This window comes from Microcoleus sp. K5-D4 (assembly GCF_036704575.1).
Classification (GTDB): domain Bacteria; phylum Cyanobacteriota; class Cyanobacteriia; order Cyanobacteriales; family Microcoleaceae; genus Microcoleus.
In genome coordinates this window covers 34,679-55,828 of record NZ_JAUBSD010000009.1, presented here as the reverse complement: position 1 = coordinate 55,828, position 21,150 = coordinate 34,679, and the positions used below count along the sequence as shown (strand labels likewise).

19 protein-coding genes are annotated in these 21,150 nt (G+C 45.6%); 12 read left to right on the top strand and 7 right to left on the bottom strand.

Going from position 1 to position 21,150, the window contains the following annotated elements:
- Positions 1-16: 16 nt before the first annotated feature.
- From QUA77_RS04915 to QUA77_RS04905, 3 genes are all read right to left on the bottom strand, one after another.
- The gene (locus tag QUA77_RS04915) at positions 17-1,546 is read right to left on the bottom strand and encodes a pentapeptide repeat-containing protein (RefSeq protein WP_333449434.1); all 1,530 of its coding nucleotides are present in this window, start codon (positions 1,544-1,546) and stop codon (positions 17-19) included.
- Between the two features lie 79 nt (positions 1,547-1,625).
- Complete coding sequence (locus QUA77_RS04910; protein ID WP_333038611.1) at positions 1,626-3,188, bottom strand: pentapeptide repeat-containing protein; 1,563 nt, start codon at positions 3,186-3,188, stop codon at positions 1,626-1,628.
- Between the two features lie 96 nt (positions 3,189-3,284).
- Positions 3,285-4,847 (bottom strand): pentapeptide repeat-containing protein, encoded by a 1,563-nt coding sequence (locus tag QUA77_RS04905; protein WP_333038609.1) that lies wholly within the window; start codon positions 4,845-4,847, stop codon positions 3,285-3,287.
- A 38-nt stretch (positions 4,848-4,885) separates the two neighbouring features.
- Between QUA77_RS04905 and QUA77_RS04900 the strand changes: the two genes are divergently transcribed.
- From QUA77_RS04900 to ccmS, 7 genes are all read left to right on the top strand, one after another.
- On the top strand, positions 4,886-5,725 hold the full coding sequence (locus QUA77_RS04900; protein WP_333449433.1) for a prephenate/arogenate dehydrogenase: 840 nt from the start codon (positions 4,886-4,888) through the stop codon (positions 5,723-5,725).
- A gap of 67 nt (positions 5,726-5,792) precedes the next feature.
- Positions 5,793-7,628 carry an APC family permease gene (locus QUA77_RS04895; protein WP_333449432.1) on the top strand — a complete coding sequence of 612 codons (1,836 nt, stop codon included), beginning with the start codon at positions 5,793-5,795 and terminating at the stop codon, positions 7,626-7,628.
- A 353-nt stretch (positions 7,629-7,981) separates the two neighbouring features.
- On the top strand, positions 7,982-8,230 hold the full coding sequence (locus tag QUA77_RS04890) for a hypothetical protein (protein ID WP_333449431.1): 249 nt from the start codon (positions 7,982-7,984) through the stop codon (positions 8,228-8,230).
- 168 nt (positions 8,231-8,398) lie between these two features.
- The gene (locus tag QUA77_RS04885; RefSeq protein ID WP_333449430.1) at positions 8,399-8,842 is read left to right on the top strand and encodes an RtcB family protein; all 444 of its coding nucleotides are present in this window, start codon (positions 8,399-8,401) and stop codon (positions 8,840-8,842) included.
- Positions 8,775-9,023: an RtcB family protein gene (locus QUA77_RS04880; RefSeq protein WP_333449429.1), complete on the top strand. Its 249-nt coding sequence runs from the start codon at positions 8,775-8,777 to the stop codon at positions 9,021-9,023. Before QUA77_RS04885 ends, QUA77_RS04880 begins: the two co-directional genes overlap by 68 nt.
- A gap of 102 nt (positions 9,024-9,125) precedes the next feature.
- Positions 9,126-10,922: an ABC transporter ATP-binding protein gene (locus tag QUA77_RS04875; protein WP_333449428.1), complete on the top strand. Its 1,797-nt coding sequence runs from the start codon at positions 9,126-9,128 to the stop codon at positions 10,920-10,922.
- A gap of 155 nt (positions 10,923-11,077) precedes the next feature.
- The gene (ccmS, locus tag QUA77_RS04870) at positions 11,078-11,509 is read left to right on the top strand and encodes a beta-carboxysome assembly chaperone CcmS (RefSeq protein ID WP_333038598.1); all 432 of its coding nucleotides are present in this window, start codon (positions 11,078-11,080) and stop codon (positions 11,507-11,509) included.
- Between the two features lie 308 nt (positions 11,510-11,817).
- Here the strand turns inward: ccmS and QUA77_RS04865 are convergent, their stop codons facing one another.
- The 3 genes from QUA77_RS04865 to QUA77_RS04855 all read right to left on the bottom strand — a co-directional run bounded on the left by QUA77_RS04865 (position 11,818) and on the right by QUA77_RS04855 (position 14,278).
- A complete protein-coding gene (locus QUA77_RS04865; RefSeq protein ID WP_333449427.1) occupies positions 11,818-12,753 on the bottom strand; it encodes a fused MFS/spermidine synthase in 936 nt (311 codons plus the stop codon).
- A gap of 187 nt (positions 12,754-12,940) precedes the next feature.
- Positions 12,941-13,540 carry an adenylate/guanylate cyclase domain-containing protein gene (locus QUA77_RS04860; RefSeq protein WP_333449426.1) on the bottom strand — a complete coding sequence of 200 codons (600 nt, stop codon included), beginning with the start codon at positions 13,538-13,540 and terminating at the stop codon, positions 12,941-12,943.
- Positions 13,541-13,546: 6 nt separating this feature from the next.
- Positions 13,547-14,278 (bottom strand): response regulator, encoded by a 732-nt coding sequence (locus QUA77_RS04855; RefSeq protein ID WP_333449425.1) that lies wholly within the window; start codon positions 14,276-14,278, stop codon positions 13,547-13,549.
- Positions 14,279-14,603: 325 nt separating this feature from the next.
- On the opposite strand from QUA77_RS04855, the gene QUA77_RS04850 reads away from it, so the two are divergent.
- The 5 genes from QUA77_RS04850 to QUA77_RS04830 all read left to right on the top strand — a co-directional run bounded on the left by QUA77_RS04850 (position 14,604) and on the right by QUA77_RS04830 (position 17,835).
- Positions 14,604-14,963 (top strand): hypothetical protein, encoded by a 360-nt coding sequence (locus QUA77_RS04850; protein ID WP_333449424.1) that lies wholly within the window; start codon positions 14,604-14,606, stop codon positions 14,961-14,963.
- A 32-nt stretch (positions 14,964-14,995) separates the two neighbouring features.
- Positions 14,996-15,142, top strand: coding sequence for a hypothetical protein (locus tag QUA77_RS04845; protein ID WP_333449423.1), 147 nt, complete (start codon positions 14,996-14,998; stop codon positions 15,140-15,142).
- Between the two features lie 284 nt (positions 15,143-15,426).
- Positions 15,427-15,873 (top strand): SufE family protein, encoded by a 447-nt coding sequence (locus tag QUA77_RS04840; protein WP_333038585.1) that lies wholly within the window; start codon positions 15,427-15,429, stop codon positions 15,871-15,873.
- A gap of 14 nt (positions 15,874-15,887) precedes the next feature.
- On the top strand, positions 15,888-16,793 hold the full coding sequence (locus tag QUA77_RS04835; RefSeq protein WP_333038583.1) for an alpha/beta hydrolase: 906 nt from the start codon (positions 15,888-15,890) through the stop codon (positions 16,791-16,793).
- Complete coding sequence (locus QUA77_RS04830) at positions 16,771-17,835, top strand: DUF6282 family protein (protein WP_333449422.1); 1,065 nt, start codon at positions 16,771-16,773, stop codon at positions 17,833-17,835. Before QUA77_RS04835 ends, QUA77_RS04830 begins: the two co-directional genes overlap by 23 nt.
- Before the next feature lie 201 nt (positions 17,836-18,036).
- On the opposite strand, the gene QUA77_RS04825 is transcribed toward QUA77_RS04830, so the two are convergent.
- Entirely contained in the window at positions 18,037-21,030 is a 2,994-nt protein-coding gene (locus QUA77_RS04825; protein ID WP_333449421.1) for a right-handed parallel beta-helix repeat-containing protein, read from the bottom strand.
- Positions 21,031-21,150 lie beyond the last annotated feature (120 nt).

The following is a 21,150-nucleotide window of genomic DNA, read 5'->3' as shown; positions in this document are numbered from 1 at the left end:
TTAAAATTGACATTTCTCACTCAACATAATCAAAACTGGCCAGAAAATCAACTACTTTTTGACCGAGAGGCAAACTGAATTTACTCGGCTGATGACTTGCACCTCCCTTCCCAAAATTCCCGTGAGAATTCACCATCAAACTCTCCTGTCCCGAACTAATTAAAATAGTTTGGGTAGGTGACTCAAAAAACTTTGTTGGTTGACTAACCCCTGATATATTAGAGAGCAATTTTATCAACTCATTTAACTTATTTGTAGCTGTACTTAATGCTTTACGCAACTGCAATATTCGTTTCTCATCTAAATTTTGATTTTCAATGTTTTTGCCGATTACCATAATATTTTTCTGCGTTTGTACAGCATCCTTAAAAGGAAGAATCGCTAAAAAAGCTGCTGGCAATAAATGCTCATCACTCTCAAATCTAAAAGTTAGAGTTGTGCGGCGGTAGCCGACTTCAATATTAGGAGGAAAATTCATGGCCCGGTAATGCCGAGCTATTTCGCTGTAAACTGTTGCTAAAGTGCTGTTGGCTGAGTAGTCTAAAAGTGCGTCAACCACAATTTGCACTAACCCAGGCGTGTGATTTAAAAATTTTATCGATTCTGACGGCGAATTAAATTGTTGAATCTGAGTGCGATCGCCTGCGGGGCTGAGGTCAACCCATTCGCAAGTAATATCATCTGCAATGATGCCACATCGAGGAACCAAATATAGTTTTGCTCCTGTTAAAGTTGCTCCCCTCAAATCAGCGCCCACCCAATCTGCATTAATCAAATTTGTTTCTGTCAAATCAGCGTGAACGAAACTAGCACTTCCTAAATTAGTATTTCTTAAATCTGCTCCGTTAAGGTTAGCTCCGCTCAATTTAGCAAAGCTCAGATCCGCGCCGTTGAGGTTAGCTCCCGTCAAATCAGCCCATTTGAGGTTAGCTCCGCTCAAATTGGCACTGCTGAGATTCACCTGTTGCAAAGAAGCTTGTCTCATATCGGCATTGCTCAAATTGACGCCGCTAAGTTCTGCTTTCGTCAAATCTGCGCCGTGTAAGTTAGCTTCTTGAAAGTTAGCTGAAGCAGCCGAAGCACCTCTGAGATTTGCACCGGAAAGATTAGCACCGCACAGGTTAGCTTCCGTCAGTTTTACCTCTCTTAAATCTGCTTCAGTCAGGTTTGCGCCGCTGAAGTTAGTTTTGCTGAGTTCGCAGCGGACTAATTCGCTTCTAATCAGGGATGCTCGGATTAATTGAGCTGCACTTAAATCGGCTCTCACTAAGTTTGCTACGTTGAGAGTCGCCCCGTTTAAGATTGCCCGCGACAGGTTGGTACTGCTGAGTCTAGCCACATTCAAGTTAGCTTCGCTCAAGTTAGCTTCGCTCAAGTTAGCGCCGCTCATGTTGGTGACAAATAAGCTAGCCCCCCTTAAATTTGATTGGCTGAGGTTGATGCGGCTGAGATTAGCTTCATTCAGGTTGATTCCTGTGAAATCTCTGTCGCCTTCAGTGTATCTTTTGACGATTGCAAATCGTTTGAGCAGTTCTTCAGCTTCCATTTGTTTACCTGAATAAAATGGCGATAGGCTAACTTTTATATGGCATAAATAGAAATAATATCAAATTAATTTATAGTATTTACTCACCGAGCTGATAAAAACTTTTGACAAACTCAATGACCGTATTTAGTGGCGGGGTGGTAAATCTTTGCGCTTTAATTGCAGGACTGATAGAGGTTTTGTTGACTCCCGGCAAATTTGTCAAGTTTCTGCCAAAATCTGGGTGATAGTGAATCATCAAAGTTTCGGCGCTGGAGTTAGCCAGTACAGTTTGGGTAGGCGATTGGAAAAAACTTGACATCGGTTCGCGATCGAGGCGAATCGGCTGAATTTTCATTTCCCCTATTTTTCTCATTGTTTTGGTCAGGGCGACGTTTAATTGCACTACCATATTTGAGACTCGGACGCCGAGGTTATTACCACTTTGGGGTTGAATCATCTTGATCAAAGTAATCAAATTTTTCTGAGTAAATGCTGCATCACTAAAGGGAATAATGGCAACGAAAGCTGTGGGAAATAGTTGCTCGTCCTGCTCTATTTTAAATGATATGATTGTGCGTCTGGAATTAACTTCGATACTGGGAGGATGGCTCAAAGCAGGGTATTGACGGGCAATTTGGCGGTAGGTAGCTGCCAGGACAAAGTTAGCATCCGGGTCGAGGGGTCGATCGACAATAATTTGAACTGTCGGCGGTGTAGCATTGAAAAACCTTTGAGATTCTTCTGGGGTAAAGCGCTGAATGTGGCTGCGATCACCGTTAGGACTGAGGTCAACCCAATCGCAGGTAATGTCATCTGCTTTCACATCAAACCTAGAAACCGCGTAAATTTTTGCCCCCGTCAGGGCCGCCCCCGTCAAATCTGCGCCCACCCAATCAGCGTGAATCAAATTCGCTTGGGTCAAATCCGCGTGTACCAAAGTAGCGTTCAATAGATTGACATTGCTCAAATTTGCTCCGTACAAGTTGGCCCCGCTCAATCTCGCTTCATCAAGGTCAGCGCCAGTCAGGTTCGCCCCGCTGAGGTCAGCCCACCGGAGATTAGCGCCTCGCAAGTCAGCGCCACTGAGGTTTGCCTGAGATAGATTAGCTTGTCTGAGTTCGGCATTGCAGAGGTTGACTCCTCGCAAGTCTGCCCTGCTGAGGTCGGCTCTGTGCAAATTAGCCCGTTCCAAATTTGCCGCTGTTAGAAAAGCGCCTCTCAGGTGAGCCCCGCTGAGGTCGGCTTGCTCTAGATTTGCTTCTCTGAGGGTTGCTTCTCTCAAATCTGCTTCGCTGAGGTTTGCACCGCTCAAGTTTGCATTGCTGAGGTCGGCTCGGATCAGTTCGGATCTGATCATTGTAGCTTCGACGAGTTGGGCTTCGCGGAGGTCGGCTCGAATCAAGTTAGCCACGTTGAGGATAGCGCCGCTGAGGTTGGCTTTGTACAGATTGGCACCGCTGAGTCTGGCAACATTGAGTTTGGCTTTTCTCATGTTGGCGTTTGACAAATTCGTGCCGCTCATGTTGGTAAGGCTCAAAATTGCCTCACTGAAATTAGCCCCGCTGAGATCGATCCTGCTGAGATTTGCCTCGCAAAGGAGGATAGCAGTAAAGTCTCTTTCTCCTGCTGCATATTTGGTGATGAGTTCTTCGGCATCCATGCTTTTCGATTTCCCTGATGTGTTAGCTAGAACAAAGCTTTGTTGTGCCAACCTTTAAACTAGAATAAGCATTTTTTGTAACTTGATGCAATATGCTTAGACATCTATATTGTGGAAGCCTTTTATAAAATCCAAAATGCTAGTGATATTAGCTTGAGCCAATTTTGTGCTTTCGGCTAACTTACCCGATGTTGAGTTACTTGGCTCGTATTTTTTAATCAGGCGCTTACCGAAGGCGGGGTGGTGATATACGCTGAGTCTTTGATCGCGGGAATTAATTAAGATCATCTGTGTGGGAATTTGAAAGAAATTGATGCTTTCACCGATTTTTGGAAAAGAACTGGAAATTTTTATCTGGTCTACTTTGCTGATAGCTTGGTTGAGAGCTTTGCTGCATAACTGGACGTGTTTAGATTCTTTGACGTTTAGTTTGCCTGCATCGTGGGATTGAATCATTTTCATCAAAGCTATTAGGTTTTTTTGAGTTGTGGCAGCGTCGTTAAAAGGAATGATGGCAACGTAAGCGGTGGCAAATAATTTATCGTCGCTGTCCATTTTAAATGCGAGTACGGTGCGCCTGGAGCTGACTTCGATCGTGGGAGGCTGACTTAAACTCGGGTATTGTTGGGCAATTTGGTAATAAGTTGCAGCTAGCGCAAAATGAGCGCCTTGATCTAAGGGCGAGTCAATCACAATCCGAACTGTGGGCAAGGTTTCGTGAAAAAATTCGTGGGTTCCTCCCGAGTTCAACCAGTAAATTTGGCTGTGGTCGCCGTTGGGGCTGAGATCAACCCACTTGCAGGTCATGCCTTCGGTTTTGATGCCGAGCCGCGAAACTGCGTGAAGTTTGGCTCCGGTTAAGGTGGCTCCGGTTAAGTCGGCTCCAATCCAGTCGGCGCGGATCAAATAGGCATTTGTCAGGTCGGCGTGAACTAAGCTGGCATTCAGCAAGTTGGCGTGGCAGAGGTCGGCTCGGCTGAGGTCGGCACCGCTCAATTTGGCTTCGCTCAGGTCGGCCCAGCGGAGATTGCAGCCGCTGAGAATAGCCCAACGCAAATTGACGCCGCTGAGGTCGGCGCCGCTGAGTACGGCTTGAGTAAGGTTGGCTTGTCTCAGTTCTGTGCCTCGCAAGTCGGCGCCGCTGAGGTCGGCGCGGCTGAGGTCGGCTCCTTGCAGGTTGGCTTGTTCGAGGTTGGCTTCTGTCAAGCACGCGCCGCTGAGGTGAGCGCCTCGAAGGTTGGCTTGAGCGAGGTTGGCTCCTCGAAGGGTGGCTTCGGTAAGGGTGGCGCCGCTGAGGTTTGCGCCGCTGAGGTTTGCGCCACTGAGTTCGGCTCGAATCAGCTCGGCTCTGATCAGTTTTGCTCCTATGAGTATGGCTTTTTTGAGGTCAACTCGCACTAGGTAAGCGACGTTGAGGTCGGCGTCGGTGAGATCGGCGCCGCCTAGATGGGCGCCACTGAGTCTGGCAATGTTGAGTTTGGCACCGATGAGGTTGGTTTTGCTGAGGTTGGCTCCGCTCAGGTTTGCTACACTCAGATTCGCACCCTTGAGGTTGGCTCCGCTCAAGTTGACGCCGCTGAGGTTGGCCTCAGTCAGGTTGATTCCGGCAAAGTTTCTTTCTCCGGCGGCATATTTTTTCAGGAGTTCCTCGACTGTCATGGGGGCGGCACCGTATCAAATATCCCCATTTTATTGCTATGAATATCGGTATTGTAGGACTGGGTTTAATTGGTGGCTCGATCGGGCTGGATTTGCGATCGCGCGGGTTTGAGGTTTTTGGGGTTTCGAGTCGGCAGCAGACTTGCGATCGGGCGCAAGCTCGCGGTGTTGTCAATGAAGCCAGCATACACCTGTCTCTAATGGCAGCAGCCGATGTGGTTTTTATTTGTACGCCGCTGGGGTCGATCGAGCCGATCGTCCGAGAGTTGGTGCCCTATCTTTCCCCTGATACTATTGTAACCGATGTCGGTTCCGTAAAAACACCCATAGTGCAGGCTGTGTCTCCTCTGTGGCCGAATTTTGTGGGGGGACACCCGATGGCGGGGACTGCTGAAAGCGGGATTGAGGCGGCGGTGCCGGATTTGTTTGTGGGGCGGCCTTACGTGGTGACGCCGACTCCCCAGACGCCGGCGCTTGCGGTGGATAAGGTTGAGGAAATTGCGCGGTTACTGGGTGCTAAAGTTTACCGATGTGAGCCGATCGAGCACGATCGAGCTGTGGCTTGGATTTCTCATTTGCCACTAATGGCGAGCGCGACGCTGGTTGCTGCCTGCGATCGAGAGGGCGATCGGGATATTGTTAATTTAGCCCAACATTTGGCGAGTTCTGGTTTTCGGGACACGAGCCGCGTGGGCGGCGGCAATCCCGAGCTGGGAGTGATGGTGGCAAAGTACAATCGAGAGGAATTGTTGCGATCGCTCTCTATTTACCGCGACAGTCTCGACGAGTTCATCAGCGATATCGAAGCGGAAAATTGGCAAGCTCTCGAACACAAGCTGAAGCTGACTCAACAAGCGAGACAGAAGTACAAATTGTGATCCAAAAATTACTTAAAACGGTTCCCGTCTAGATTATGATTTGTGGACGCCTATATATTGAGTTTCCATGTACGCTTATTCTCGACTCAAGCGATTTTTACTGGGTGAATCTCTTCCCACTAGCGCATCTATTCATGAACGCCTGAGCAACGCTACTGGACTAGCTGTTCTGGCTTCCGATGCACTTTCGTCTGTTGCCTACGCTACTCAAGAAACTCTGCTGGTGCTATTACTAGCGGGGAGTAGCAGTTTGAGTTTATCGCTGCCTATTTCTGGAATTATTATTTTACTGTTGGCGATCGTGGCCCTGTCTTACCGACAGACAATTAAAGCGTACCCCAACGGCGGTGGCGCTTACATTGTAGCGCGAGAAAACTTGGGTATTTATCCAGGTTTGATCGCAGCAGCTTCCCTGATGATTGATTACATCCTCACCGTAACAGTGAGTATTTCGGCTGGCGTTGCGGCCTTGACTTCAGCAGTTCCCTCGCTGCAACCGTATACAGTCGAAGTGTGCTTATTTTTTATTGTCCTCATCATGTTTGCCAATCTCAGGGGATTGCGGGAATCTGGCAATATATTTATGGTTCCCACCTATGGGTTTCTCGTTGGGATTTTTGTTTTGATTGGCTGCGGTTTATTCCAACAGGCAACAGGTCATGTTTTTCCGACATTACAAAATATTCCAGCTAAGGAACCTTTGGGATTATTTCTACTCGCGCGCGCTTTTGCGGCCGGCTGTACTGCCCTGACGGGAGTTGAAGCCATATCAGACGGGGTGTTGGCTTTTAAGCCTCCTGAATGGAAAAATGCGCGCCTGACTTTGAGCTATATGGGGGGAATTCTGGGAGCGATGTTTTTGGGGATTAGTTACTTGGCTCATATTTATCAGGTGATTCCTAGCGAACATGAAACGCTCCTTTCTGTATTGGGAAAACAGATTTTTGGTGTGGGTATATTTTATTACTATTTGCAGGCAGCTACTCTGTTAATTTTGCTGTTGGCGGCGAATACGAGTTATGCTGATTTTCCGCGACTTTGTTATTTTTTGGCGCGGGACGGGTTCTTGCCCAGGCAGTTGTCGCTGTTGGGCGATCGCCTGGTTTATTCTAATGGGATTAATCTGCTAAGCTTCTGCGCTGCTCTTTTAATTATCATCTTTCGAGGCAATACGAGTGCGGTGCTTCCCCTGTATGCGGTTGGAGTTTTCACTTCTTTTACTCTCTCCCAATCGGGAATGGTAATTCACTGGTTTAAGGAACGAGGTAAAGGTTGGCAAGTTAGTGCTGTGATGAACGGTATTGGTGCACTGGCAACAACGGGAGTTTTGGGTGTAATTCTCGCTACAAAATTCTTTTTGGGAGCTTGGGTTGTCGTAGTAACTATTCCGATCGTAGTCAGTCTATTTTTAGCTATTCACCGGCACTATCGGTATGTAGCAGCTCGCTTGAGCATTCAGGGAATAGAACCGAGGTCTTATCTTCGCAGACCTAGAGTTAAGACGGTGACACATCCGGCAGTGGTGTTAGTCGGGCAGTTGCACCGAGGAACTTTCGAGGCCCTCGATTACGCTCGTTTAATTGCTGATGAAGTTGTGGCAGTTCACGTGGATATTGGTTTGACCGATCGAGAAAAATTACAATTAGCTTGGAAAGATTTGCAGTCAGACATTCCTTTGGAAATTCTGGAATCGCCTTACCGCTCTGTGGGTGAGGCTTTGACGCACTTTTTGACTTTGTTTGAAGAGCAGCGACCGGGAGTATATTTAACGCTGATCATTCCGGCTTTTGTGACGCGAAATTGGTGGGAGGGACTGCTGCACAATCAAACTGCTTTCTTTTTGAAAGCGGCTTTGCGCGCTAAAAAAAGTCGGGTTGTAACAACGGTTAGGTATTTTCTTTAAGTAGGGATGGGCAACCGCCGGCGATTGCCCCTACTTCCTCGCAATGAAGACTGCAATGCGGTCGGACGCGCTGGCCCAAGAAACCCAGTTTCTTCGCAAAATTTTTGGTTTGGATGCGATTTTGCTAGGCAAAAACCGGGTTTCTGAAACCGCTTGGTAAATCGTATATATTTATTAAAAATTCAATCAAAGGGTTGACATATCAAAAATGATATGTCATAAATTTAGTCATTAGAAAAGTTGCCTTTCAACTTATCTTAAAAAAGATTGCGCCTGCTGAACCCAAGTCTTTTGTTCCATAAAAAATCTCTTCAACTTTTGGGGGTTGCTACGCAACCCGCAACAGACTATTTATGCAGCAGCCAAAAAACTTGAACAGGCTTTTGCGAGCTTTGTCTCGGCCAAGTCTGGATGTTAGTTACAGCACCAAAGTCTACTCTATTTCTCTCAATAGTTCTTTGAATGAACACTGGCAAGATGCCAGTGCCACAAGAGAACTCAATAGTTCTTTGAATCAACACTGGCAAGATGCCGATGCTCAAACAGCAAAAGTTTTGCTCCCAGAGGATTTTCCTGTGGAAGCCAAGCGTTCAAACAGTTAGCAAGTTTGGCGAATTTCGTCACCCTCAAGGTGGTGGCGTTTGTCGCGCTGGCGCTACTCCTGACTTCTATCCAGGGGATGCGGGAGTGGCGATTGCATCGTCGAAACAGCAGGAATGGTGATTCCGGTGGCCACCGGTTCGGCTTCATGATTTACTCGAATTCGCCGAATGTGGCCCGATCGAGCTTGCGAGGCCTGGCCGAAAACTCTGAAACATCCTGAATCCAGACTTTTTCCGCTGTCTGTCGCAGCAAATCCCGAACTTGTGAACAGCTACCTGCAAGCGGAAGCAACCGCCGCTAACTACGGTTTTATCAACCGTTTGCTGCTAGCAGAACTTCTGCGCTGGCGTTTGCGGCAAGTTTTCGGCGATGTGGAAGCGCCGTTAGTATACGATTTGCCTCACAATATCACTTTAGGTGAAGGTGCCGGCTGGGTAACGCGCAAAGGCGCTTGTCCCGCACATTCCGGTCAGCCTGTAATTGTACCGGGTTCGATGGGCGCGCCGTCTTATTTGCTGGTTGGGAAGGGGGAACGATCGATTTTTGCGATCGGCTTCTCACCGTGTAGTTCGGGCGCGATCGCGCTTCGATATAAGTCGCAAAGGTGTTGACAAAACTGACTCCGCTTTGGGATTAACTGGCGTAGATTCCATTGCCGGGTGCGAAGAACGCAGAATCGAAGAAGTACCAACCGCTTACAAGCCAATTCAACCAGTAATTGACGTTCAGGTTGAGACGCAAATAGTTGGTGTAGTCGCTAAAATAAAGCGAGTGTTAACGTTTAATGCCTAGGAACAGGGCATTTGAGAATTAAAAATTAAACAAGGGTAAGGTGCGCGCGGATCACCCTACTAATTTTTTACTCTCGGCCCTATTTCCGATGCCCCATGCCCTATGAATGATTCTCAAGCATCACCAAATCAATCAAAACCTGTCCATCCCCTAAAGCGGCTGCTGAAGTACGGGCGTCGCTACCGCCTGAAAGCTTGGCTGGCAAGTATCTGTTCGCTGCTGAATAAATTTTTCGATTTAGCACCGCCAGCATTAATTGGTATTGCCGTTGATGTGGTGGTGAAACAGCAAGATTCTATCCTCGCTCAGTGGGGCATAAAAGATGTCTTTTGGCAACTAGCAATTATCACTCTTTTGAGCGCGGTTGTTTGGACGTTGGAATCTATTTTTGAATATGCCTATGATTATTTGTGGCGCAATTTGGCTCAGGATATTGAACACGATTTGCGTTTGGAAGCTTACAGCCATTTGCAGGAATTAGAATTAGCTTATTTTGAAGAACGCAGCACGGGCGGTTTGATTTCTATTCTCAATGATGATATCAATCAACTCGAACGTTTTTTGGACGACGGCGCTAATGAGGTGATTCAGGTAATTACAACGGTTGTTGTGATTGGCGCGGCTTTTTTTGCTGCATCTCCGGGTGTTGCTGGGCTGTCAATGCTGCCGATACCTTTTATTATTTGGGGTTCGATCGCCTTTCAAAATCGCCTCGCTCCTCTCTATGCTGATGTGCGGGAAAAGGTCAGTTTTCTAAATGGGCAACTGTCGAATAATTTGATGGGAATTACTACTATTAAAAGTTTTACTTCCGAAGATTATGAAATTCAGCGCATCGAAACACAAAGCCAAGCTTACCGCGAAAGCAACCGACGGGCGATCGTACTTTCGGCTGCTTTTATTCCGCTGATTCGGGTTGTGATTTTCTTGGGGTTTATTGCAACGCTATTTCTGGGCGGTTTGGAGGTGGTGGCGGGCAGGTTGTCGGTGGGAACTTACAGCGTTTTGGTGTTTTTGACCCAGCGGTTGCTGTGGCCGCTGACTCGCCTGGGAAATACTCTGGATCAATACCAGCGCGCAATGGCTTCTACTAATCGGGTGATGAATTTGTTGGATACTCCGATCGCAATTCGCACGGGTGATATTCGGCGGCCGGTTAGTTCGATTAAGGGGGAGTTGGAATTTAAAAATGTGACATTTTCTTACAATCAAAGAAAGCCGATTTTGCAGTATTTTTCCTTGACTCTGCCGGCTGGAAAAACTACTGCGATTGTTGGCGCTACTGGTTCGGGAAAAAGTACGCTGGTGAAGCTAATTTTGAGGCTGTACGAGGTACAGTACGGGAATATTTATCTCGACGGTATAGAATTAAATAACCTGAATTTAAAAGATTTGCGGAGAGCGATCGGATTGGTGAGTCAAGATGTGTTTTTGTTTCACGGTACGGTGGCAGAAAATATTGCTTACGGCAGTTTTGAGGCAACTAATCTAGAGATAGTAAATGCTGCTAAAATTGCAGAAGCGCACGAGTTTATCGCCCAATTGCCGGACAGTTACAACACTATTGTAGGGGAACGCGGTCAAAAATTGTCGGGGGGGCAGCGGCAGCGAATTGCAATTGCGCGGGCTGTTTTGAAGAATCCGCCGATTTTGATTCTGGATGAGGCTACTTCAGCGGTTGATAACGAGACGGAGGCGGCAATTCAGCGATCGCTCGAACGAATTACCAAGAATCGCACTACAATTGCGATCGCCCACCGTCTTTCTACTGTCCGCAATGCCGATTGCATTTGTGTCATGGAAGAGGGGCTAGTGGTAGAATCGGGGCAGCACGAACAACTGATCGAACAGGACGGAATTTATGCGGCGCTCTGGCGCGTGCAATCTGGTATAAGATAGAAACGCAGCGGTTTTGGGTAATTGGGAATTGCTAATTTGTAATTAGGGATGGGGCATTGGGCATGGGTAACTAATGACAACTGCCAACTGCCAACTGCCAACTGACTACTGACTGCTGACTGTAAAATATTAGTTTATACAAACAAGAAGAGAAAATGTTTCTATTTGATAGCCCTGAGTCCAAACCCAACGAAAATAGCTGGAGCCGCAAATTAGATAAATTCGTGAAAGCTAATCAAAATGAATTGGCTGCTTTGGCTTGGGGGCTATTTCTGGAAAGGGGAGAGGAAAGCGAGGAGATTTTGGCAATTGATGTTGCAGAAACTGCGCGTTTTGTGTATTGTAAGAAAGAGGCGGTTGAGGAGTTGAACCGTCAAGTGAGAAGTCATATTCAGGAAGTTGTAGGTGTGTTGAACGCTCACAAGCCTGAGACAGAAGTGGCGATTTTGGCGATCGGCGAAGGTCAAATCAAGTTAATTTTTTTTGAACCTAAGCCTGAACCTCCTGTGTGTTTTGAGGAAGCCGCAACAGATGTTGATACATTGTTGGCTAAGCTGGAACAGCAGATGGTTGAATATATGAAATAGGAGTTATATCAAATCCGGTGGCATCGGAATTGATATTACCTACAATCAGGAGAGGACGCCGTGCGGTTTCCCTACAATTAATCGGGCGATGGTTATATCTATTATCGAGGAAGATTGATTATGTTGAGGTAGGGAAACGCCAATTCCGTCTCCTCAGTTTCCCTATTGTCGATGGTTATATCCGAGATCGCACTCTGAGGGTAATTTCATTCAACAGTCTCTTTCAATCCCTCGGTGAGATCAACTGCGTATCAGCAACAGACAAGATGCCTGTTCCACAAAGAGTAAACCGGGACTTATTATAGATATCAGAATAACCAGCAATCAAAATAACCAGCGGGCGGCGAATCGTCATGAAAAATTTGAGCTTTGTCTAAAGTAGGTACAGCCTCCGCCAATTCCCTACCTACTTTTACCTCAAGCGCCCTGTCTGTTAATGGAAATGAAAATTGATGGCTATCTTGCCAATATTTTGCCTTAGCAACAATCTCATCTTTATCCAAAATCTGGCTGTTGCTACCAATCAAAATACTATTACTTTCCTGGCAAACACACACGCACACTTGAGAAAACACACTTTGAAAAGTCGTGATTTTTTCGGCATAAAATTGATCTCTTTGCAGCAGATTTGCTACCACAACTCCCTCGCTTGACAAGTGTTTTTTGCAGCTTTGATAAAATTCTTTGGTGGATAGGCGGTGGGGAAAGTAGCCGTTGCCAAAAGCTACGTCGATCATGATGATATCGTACTGAGTATCTGATTTTTGCTGCTCTAAATACTCTCGGCCGTCTTGAATTGTTACAGTTAGCCGATCGTCAAACTGCACTCCAAAGCACTGTGTAGCTGCTTCGATCGCGATCGGATCGACATCCGTACATTCTATAACAGTTTCCGGCAAATAGTGGTGCAAAACTAAGGGAATTCTGCCGCCGCCAAATCCAGCCATATAGATTCTTTGAGGTTGGCTTTGCCACACTAAACCCAACATCATCGCCTGAGTATATTCAGATACTAGATGCAAAGGATTGTTGAAATCGAAAACAGATTGCAGTAAATCTGTTTGCTGATTTACTTTTTCTACTAAAGATAGCTTAATGTGCGATCGCTCTTTTGTGACTGCAACATAGTGAACACCAGACTCTTTGCAAAAAATAACTTTGTCTGGCTGTTGCTGCAGCCAAGCCAGCCGCTGTCCAATAGCGGATAAATTAATAGATTGCCAAGTTTTGTGTTCCTCAATCATCTGATTTTAAATTTTATTTAAATTCAATATTCTCTAAGAATATAGCCTCATCCAGACGGTTTCTACCAAAATGGCTGAGTCGCCCGGTATCTGCGAAGAAACCGGGTTTCTAGTCAAGGCTGGCGCAAGTCATGTTCTCATTTTCCAGCAGGGCAGGGGAACGAGAAGACCAGAGAAATTAAGCCGATTACAGCCGCTTGTACGCCACCAATTCCAAACCTGAAACCGAAAGTTCCACTTTTTGCCAATCTTGCTTGTCACCTTCCAACTTTTCAAAGGCTGCTGAGGTTAGCAAAATCTCTCCCCGTTCCGCCAAATCCTCTCCCAACTTGGATGCGAGATTAAATTCCGATCCGTACATATCCTCTCCTTCCAGCATCAAAACATCGCCACAGCCAATACCAATACAGAGGTAAATATCCATCTCCGGCGGGAGTGTCGTGTTGACAGCCGCTGTGTGTTTCAAAGAGTCGCTCGCAGCTTCCACCGCCGATTTTACATCGGGAAAAACTGCAAAAATATTGTCTGCTTCCTCCTTAACTACAGTGCCACCGTATTCGGAAATTATCGGTTTTACAATTCCGTGCATCCGGTGAATCATTGCCAAAAAATGAATAATTCCGTGGCGGACTGTCGTGCGCGAAAATCCCGACATATCCATTACTAAAATTGCGTAATTTTTGCGAAAAGTAGCATTGATTTTTTCATCAATCTCAGCCATTTTTTCGGGATATTCGTTTCTTTCTTGCAGCAGCTTTTCTAAGTTAGCGCGGTTATTTGTTTTCATTTTTGTTTAATTAAATTCCCAATCTCGACACAGTTCTTGAGGGCGGCCAGCAGGATGCACCGCACAATTGATGCCATCCTTACCGTAATAATAATCGCAGACTTTGCAAGGTTTAGTTTGCTCTAACTTTTTCATCAAAATTGCCCGGATTGTCTGGACTCGGTTGCGATACTTGTTTGCATTCGAGTGACTCGGTTCAATGGCCAAAGCTTGCTCGAAAGCGGCTAAGCTGGAATCGTACAATTTAATAATTTGGGCGCTGTATTTTGTCCAAGCATCGGCATGGCTTTGATACAGTTCGACTGTACTTAAGTTTAAAATTCCGTATTCTGTCCAAGCGTCGGCTGAAGCTCGATCGAACTTAATATTGGCATTGAGCAAAACTTTTTTGATCGTTGCCAAAAGTTCCCTCGGCTGCCAAGGTTTGCTAACATAAGCCTCGGCGCGATCGCCCTGGAACCTCGCAAATAAAGCTAACTGCTGTCCCTTGCCTGTTAAAAATACCACAGGTATGTTCCGAGTTTCGGGATTAGCTTTAATTAAACGACAAACCCCGTAGCCGTCTAGACGGGGCATTATAACATCTAATAATACTAAATCAGGGCAATTTTTCTCAATTTTATCCAGCGCTTCCACACCGTCAGATGCCTGAATTACATTCAATCCGCTGCATCTCAACTGATGTGAAATGCACTCCCGCTGGCTGCGGGAATCTTCCACCACTAAAACTGTACTCATCACGCCACACCTGGTTTCTGAGGTAAACTTGTTCGCTGCTTCGAGTTGTCCTTGCTGAAATCAGTTTACCCGCCTTGGATGAATTTGTTATCACTGGCAAGCTAAACTTACTCAAATTGCAACAAATCTTAAACTGGGGAGCCAAGGTGATACTTATCAGAAAATGCTGGTTGCTAATACCGGGAAAATTATTCGATATTTAGACCACAAATATTGGGCTTTTAAGCCTTAATAACGGCAAATCGTACTGATATCGGACGAAAACCTTCTTGAATTGCAACAGATAATCGGCTACTGTATACGTTAAAGTTCTTAAACACGACAAATGAATAGATTGCTCCTCACTTTATTGGTAAGTCCAACGCTGTTTGGATCTGTGATGTCTTTGAGCGCGATCGCAAATCCCGCTCTAATTGGCGAAACACCAAGCCAATCGGCTGAGTCGCCCCAATGCGTGCGATCGCCCCACACTCAGCGTCTGACTTGCGTGCGCCTCCCCGCAAAAGCTGCTGCTGCTAATTCTAAAGTAAGAATTAGTTGGCAGCGCCCTGCTGACGAACAGGTGGCAATGCTGGACTTTTCCGAAGAAGAAAGCGACGCCGCCGTGGCGATGTTTGGCTGCGACTGCCCGACTTGTATCAATTCCCTGCGCCAGTTGCGCGGTGTTCCCCTGTTACCGGTGTAAGGGCGATCGCGCCATAGTGTTCGAGCTAACGTTTGAATTTTGCTCAAATCGCGATCGTTGCGAAATTTGATAATTGCGGGACGATCGCACTTGTCACTTGTCATCTACCATCACCTATTAAGAGCGGCGAGCGAGCTGTTCAGAGCGATCGACCTTTTGATGTCCACAAATTTCAATAATTTCTCACCGATAAAATGTCCTTCGATGTCTTTGGGGCAAAAGGCATAATATTGAATTACATCACAGCTCAACAGTTGTTTTTTTTATATTTCATCAGTCTATAATTTGGCCGTTTGTAATGGCGAAGGTTATTCGCAGCTACACGAACGAGACTGCCAAAAGTTGTAGTTTTGGGTTTGTAACAGTAGATGAATCCAGATCAACGCTGATGTTGCAAATCGATCGCACCCCTCGGCAAAATTAAATGTATAATATTAACGCAGTAAACCGCTACGAGTGAATCATGTCCGCAAACACCGCGCTACCCGCAGCCCTAGCTAAAATCGTTCAGCGCTTTCAGCGACATTCCGATCCAAAACAGCGCTACGAACAACTGCTGTGGTATGCCAAAAGACTCCCAGCATTTCCCGAAAGCGATAAACTGCCGGAAAACAAAGTTTCTGGCTGCGTATCGCAAGTTTATATTACTGCAAATTTGACAGACGGAAAAGTTTTGTATCAAGGCGATTCAGACGCTCAGTTAGTCAAAGGATTAGTTGGCTTGCTGGTGGAAGGTTTGAGCGGATTAACGCCTGCTGAAATTGTCACCATTACCCCAGATTTTATTCAAGACACGGGATTGAATGTGAGTCTGACACCTTCCCGCGCTAACGGATTTTACAACATTTTTCAAATGATGAAAAATAAGGCACTTGCTTGTGAATTGAGCAAGCAAGCCGAAGCAAATTAAAAGAATAAACAGCCATGACTCAAACTACAAATTTAACAAAATCACGTTCGGGCAACTATCCCGCCGCCGTTCAAGAATATCTCTGGAATTGGCAAGAAACGCAAATCAAAGTTATTTACGAAACCCGAGGACAGGGAAATCCTGTATTGCTGCTTCCTGCTTTCAGTACGGTTTCCACGCGAGAAGAAATGCGTCCTTTAGCAGAATTATTAGCTCCTAAATTTCAAGTTGTGAGCTTAGATTGGCCGGGTTTTGGCGCATCGGATCGACCGCGAACTGACTATCAACCGCAATTATACCATCAATTTCTCAAGGATTTTGTTGAGGCTATTTTTAATAGTCCGGTTGCTGTAGTGGCTGCTGGTCACGCTGCGGGTTATGTAATGCAATTAGCGCAATCAAAGCCGAATGTTTGGTCAAAGATTGTGTTAGCTGCGCCGACTTGGCGCGGGCCTTTGCCGACGATGAGCAAACAGCAAAGCGGCTGGCACGGCATCGTGAGAGAATTAGTACGATCGCCTTTACTGGGACAATTCCTCTACAAACTCAACACTGCGCCGTCATTCCTCAGTTTGATGTACCGTCGCCACGTCTATGTCGATGCAGCTAAAGTCACGCCAGATTTCATTCAAAGCAAATGGCAAGTGACGCAAAAACCCGGTGCTCGATACGGTTCCGCTGCCTTTGTGACTGGTGGTTTAGATCCGGCAAAAGTGCGATCGGAATTTACAGATAAATTTCAACAATTAGCAGTGCCGGTGATGGTTGTAATTGCTGAAAATGCGCCGCCAAAATCAAAGGCTGAAATGGAAGCATTAACGGAATTACCCGGTGTTGAGTCGCGAGTTGTTCCTGGTTCTTTGGGTATGCACGAAGAAAATGCAGAAGCTTTAGCAAATGCGCTTCAATCTTTTCTATAAATTATTTAAACCCAATTCTTCAGTCCGCGCAGGCGGACTTTGTTTGTGTAGCCCCGAATTATATTCGGCGGTTAATTGGGCGGTTTACATCATTAGAATAACAGCGGTATTTTGGCTGGTTTTCTCTTCCTTTCCTTTGCCCCTGTATGCTGTGGGAAAGCCGCCGTTTGCTAATTCACAAGAGAGTATTATTGAAAGTGCGATCGACTTTCACATTCATTCTTCTCCTGATGTGATTCCTCGCAGGTTGGATGATTTTGAAGTAGCTAAGTCAGCCGCGCGATCGCACATGAAAGCTGTTGTATTGAAAAATCATTATGCCAGCACAGCAGCGCGGGCAGTTCTGGTTAATAAAATAGTACCAGAAATCAAAGTTTTCGGGGGAGTTGTTCTCAATAAGTCGGTAGGGGGAATTAATCCCGAGGCTGTAGATGCAATGCACCGCATCGGTGGCAAATACGGTAAAATAGTGTGGTTGCCAACGGTTGATGCTGAGCATCACTTGCAGGTTTTTCACAAGCCGGGAATGGGGATTAAAGTTGCGGAAAATGGCAAGGTTTTACCGGAAACAGCAGCGGTGTTGAAGATTGTAGCAAAAGAGAATTTGGTATTGGAAACCGGTCATATTTCCTCAGAAGAAGTGATGGCGGTTGTCAGTGAAGCCAACCTGCTCAACATTAAAAACATCCTGATTACCCACGCAATGGCGGATCTACCCGGTTTATCCCTAGAAAATATGCAAACAGCCGCCGCAGCCGGAGCTTTCTTAGAACTCGCATTTGTGAACGATTTGATGGGAGAAAATGCCGCTGATGACGGACACAAAAACTGGCATCAAGTTTCAATTAAGAAGATGGCAGCAGCGATTAAACTAATCGGAGCGGAGCATTTTGTTATGAGTACAGATTTGGGAAGAAAAGCCGATCCTTTACCTGCGGAAGGTTACAAATTATTTGTTAAAAAGTTGAGGGATGAAGGCATTTCTCCGCACGAAATAGATTTAATGATGAAACACAATCCCGCTCGATTGTTAGGCATTTAGAATTGGTAATGGGGTATGGGCAATCGGGGATAGGGAATCGCTAATTGGGAATTCTCTTCCCTCTTTTCTCTTCCTTCTTCCTTCTTCCTTCTTCCTTCTTCCTTCTTCCCTCTTCCCTCTGCCTTATGCCTTATGCCTTCTTCCTGACATCAGTTACATCCGTTACATCCGTTACATAATCCGTTGCCGAACTTCCTTCTTCTATTCTTGATTGCCTTTGCCGTTCAAGTATCCGTTATCTGCAATGCGCCAAGCACCCCCAGCATTGCCCGTTAAATCGCTATCTTCCACGGTAGCAATGCCATCTCTGTAAACGGCGATCGCCTCACCTTCATTACCATTAATTCGACACCGGCGCACGAGCAATTTTCCTCCCAATCCGACACCTATTCCCAAACTGCCGTTGTCAAAAATACTGCAATCTTCCACCGTTGCTTTCCCATTATCCGATATAAAAATTCCGTTCCATACCCCATTATGAATTTGACTGCGGCGGAGGATAGAATTTGTATCAGGGCCGCAAATTCCCACCACAGAATAGTCCGCAGAAGTGATATCGCTGTCTTCTATGATTAACTCGCCTTTGCGAATATCTACAGCGTAATATTTCCCAGTGGCTCTCAGCGTTAAACCCCGCACTAAAGCAGTATCAGTTGCCATTTTTATGCAGTTTGAGTTGATACTTTCAACCACAATGCTATCGACCTCTCCGCTGCCGATAATTTCTACCGATTGGTCGAGAATTAAACTTTCACGATAAACGCCTGGATGCACGTCAATGCGCGTGCCGGCTGCTGCATTTTTCAGCGCTTCGCTAATAGTAGTATAATCGCCTTGACCCTGCTGAGAAACAACAAATCCTTGACTCTTCCCAACTTTGGTATCTGAAGTAGATGCTTCAATTTGCTCTGATTCCGAGTCAAAATGCTCAGATTGTTGATCGCCCGCTTCTGAAAGTTGCGATGTTAGCTGCAAGCGTTCTTGATAAACTGTCTCTAGCTGATGTTCTAACTCGGATACTTGAGATAGAAGTTGAGCTTGATTCTGGTTGGCTGTCTCGATTTGACTTTGAGTTTCCGAGAGTTGAGAATAAATGTGCGATCGTTCTCTGTTAGCAGTTTCTAGCTGAGATGCCAATTCATCGCGACTTTGACGCACACTTTCTAACTGACTTTCTAAGTCGGATACTTGAGATTGAAGTTGAGTTTGATTTTGATTAGCTGTTTCGATTTGACTTTGCAATTCCGAGAGTTGAGAAGTGAGCTGAGATTCCAATTCAGAGCGAGTTTGACGCACACTCTCTAGCTGAGCTTCTAAATCAGATACTTGAGATTGAAGTTGAGCTTGATTCTGATTGGCTGTGTCGATTTGACTTTGGAATTCCGAGATTTGAGAAGTGTGCTGAGATTCCAATTCAGAGCGAGTTTGACGCACTCTCTCTAACTGATGTTCTAAGTCCGATACTTGAGATTGAAGTTGAGTTTGATTCTGATTGGCTGTCTCGGCTTGATTTTGAATTTCCGAGAGTTGAGAATAAAGTTGCGAGCGTTCCGTGTTAGCTGTTTCTAGCTGAACTTCTAATTCAGAGCGAGTTTGACGCAGGCTATTTAGCTGATTTTCTAAGTCCGATACTTGAGATTGAAGTTGAGTTTTATTCTGATTAGCCGTCTCGATTTGACTTTGGAATTCCGAAATTTGAGAAGTGAGCTGAGATTCCAATTCAAAGCCACTTTGACGCACACTTTCTAACTGTTGTTCTAAGTCCGATACTTGAGATTGAAGTTGAGTTTGATTCTGGTTGGCTGTCTCGGTTTGACTTTGGAATTCCGAAATTTGAGAAGTGAGTTGAGATTCCAATTCAGAGCGATGCTGACGCACACTTTCTAACTGTTGTTCTAAGTCCGAAATTTGAGATTGAAGTTGATTTTGATTCTGGTGGGCTGTCTCGGCTTGACTTTGAAGTTCCGAGAGTTGAGCATAAAGTTGCGAGCGTTCTGTGTTAGCACTTTCTAGCTGAACTTCTAAGTGAGAGCGAGTTTGACGCACACTATCTAGCTGAGATTCTAAGTCGGATACTTGAGATTGAAGTTGAGTTTCACTCTGGTTGGCTGTCTCGATTTGACTTTGGAATTCCGACAGTTGAGAATAAAGGTGCGAGCGTTCTGTGTTAGCAGTTTCTAATTGAGCTTGCAGTTCTGATAACTGAGACTGGAGTTGCGAGCTATCTCCCTCCTTGCGATGTATCTGAGACTCCAATTCTGACAACTCAGACAGCAGTCTTTCTCGCTCTAAAACCACCATTTCGGATTGAAGTTGTAGTTCATGAACTTGAGAGTTTAACTGCCTTTTATCCAGATTAGCAGCTTCTAACTGTCTTTGCAGTTCTAATACTTCAAATGGAGGTTGCTGTGCTTGTTCGCGAGCAGTTTGCAATTGAGAGTTGAGTATTTCGCGTTCTTGCTCTGCACTCTCCAGTTGAGCTTGTAGCTCTGACAATTCCGAAGTAAATTGCGATCGCTCTTCTTCGACTAATTGCAGTTGAGCTTGCAAACCCGACAGTTGAGACTGAAGTTGCTGCCGCTCTTCAATGGAGCGATCGAACTTAATTTGAATTTCCGACAATTGGTACTGTACCTGCAATCTGCTTTGGCTAGCCGTTTCCAACTGACTCTCAAATTCCGACAGCAGAGCGTGAAATTGAGAACGTTCTGCATCCACCGTCTCTAACTCTGCTTGCATTTCCAGCAATTGAGCGTTAAGTTGCGATCGCTCCTGATCCGCAACTTCTAACTGCTCTTTCAGTTCTGCCACTTCTGCTAACTGGGACTCAGATTGTTGAGCATTTTCTAGCTGAAACTGCAAATCAGCAATCAGAGCATCAATTTGCGATCGATCGCGGGCAATTCCTGCCAAAAAATCTTCCATTTCCGACACTTGATTTTTTAACAATTCTTGCTCGCGAGTCACAGTTCCCAACCGACTTTGCAACTGAGACAATTCAGAATTTAGCTGATTTTCATTCTGCACCTTTTGCCGCAATTCCGAAGTTCTGGCATCCAACTGAGCAGCCAAATTCGATATAGCTTCCTGCGAACCCTGCATCCGCACCAAATTGCGTGAATTTCGCTTATTCAAAATTAGCCAGCAGACTAATGCCCCGCCTCCAAATCCTATTAATAAAAGTAATGCTTCCATTTGTTTTATCTAATTAAAATAAATTGAGTTATTTTGATGCTGACCCAAAAATGGACATCCACAAATCCCTATCTTATATCGTTTCCAGTTCCATCGGAATAATAAAATCGAGCCAAGAGT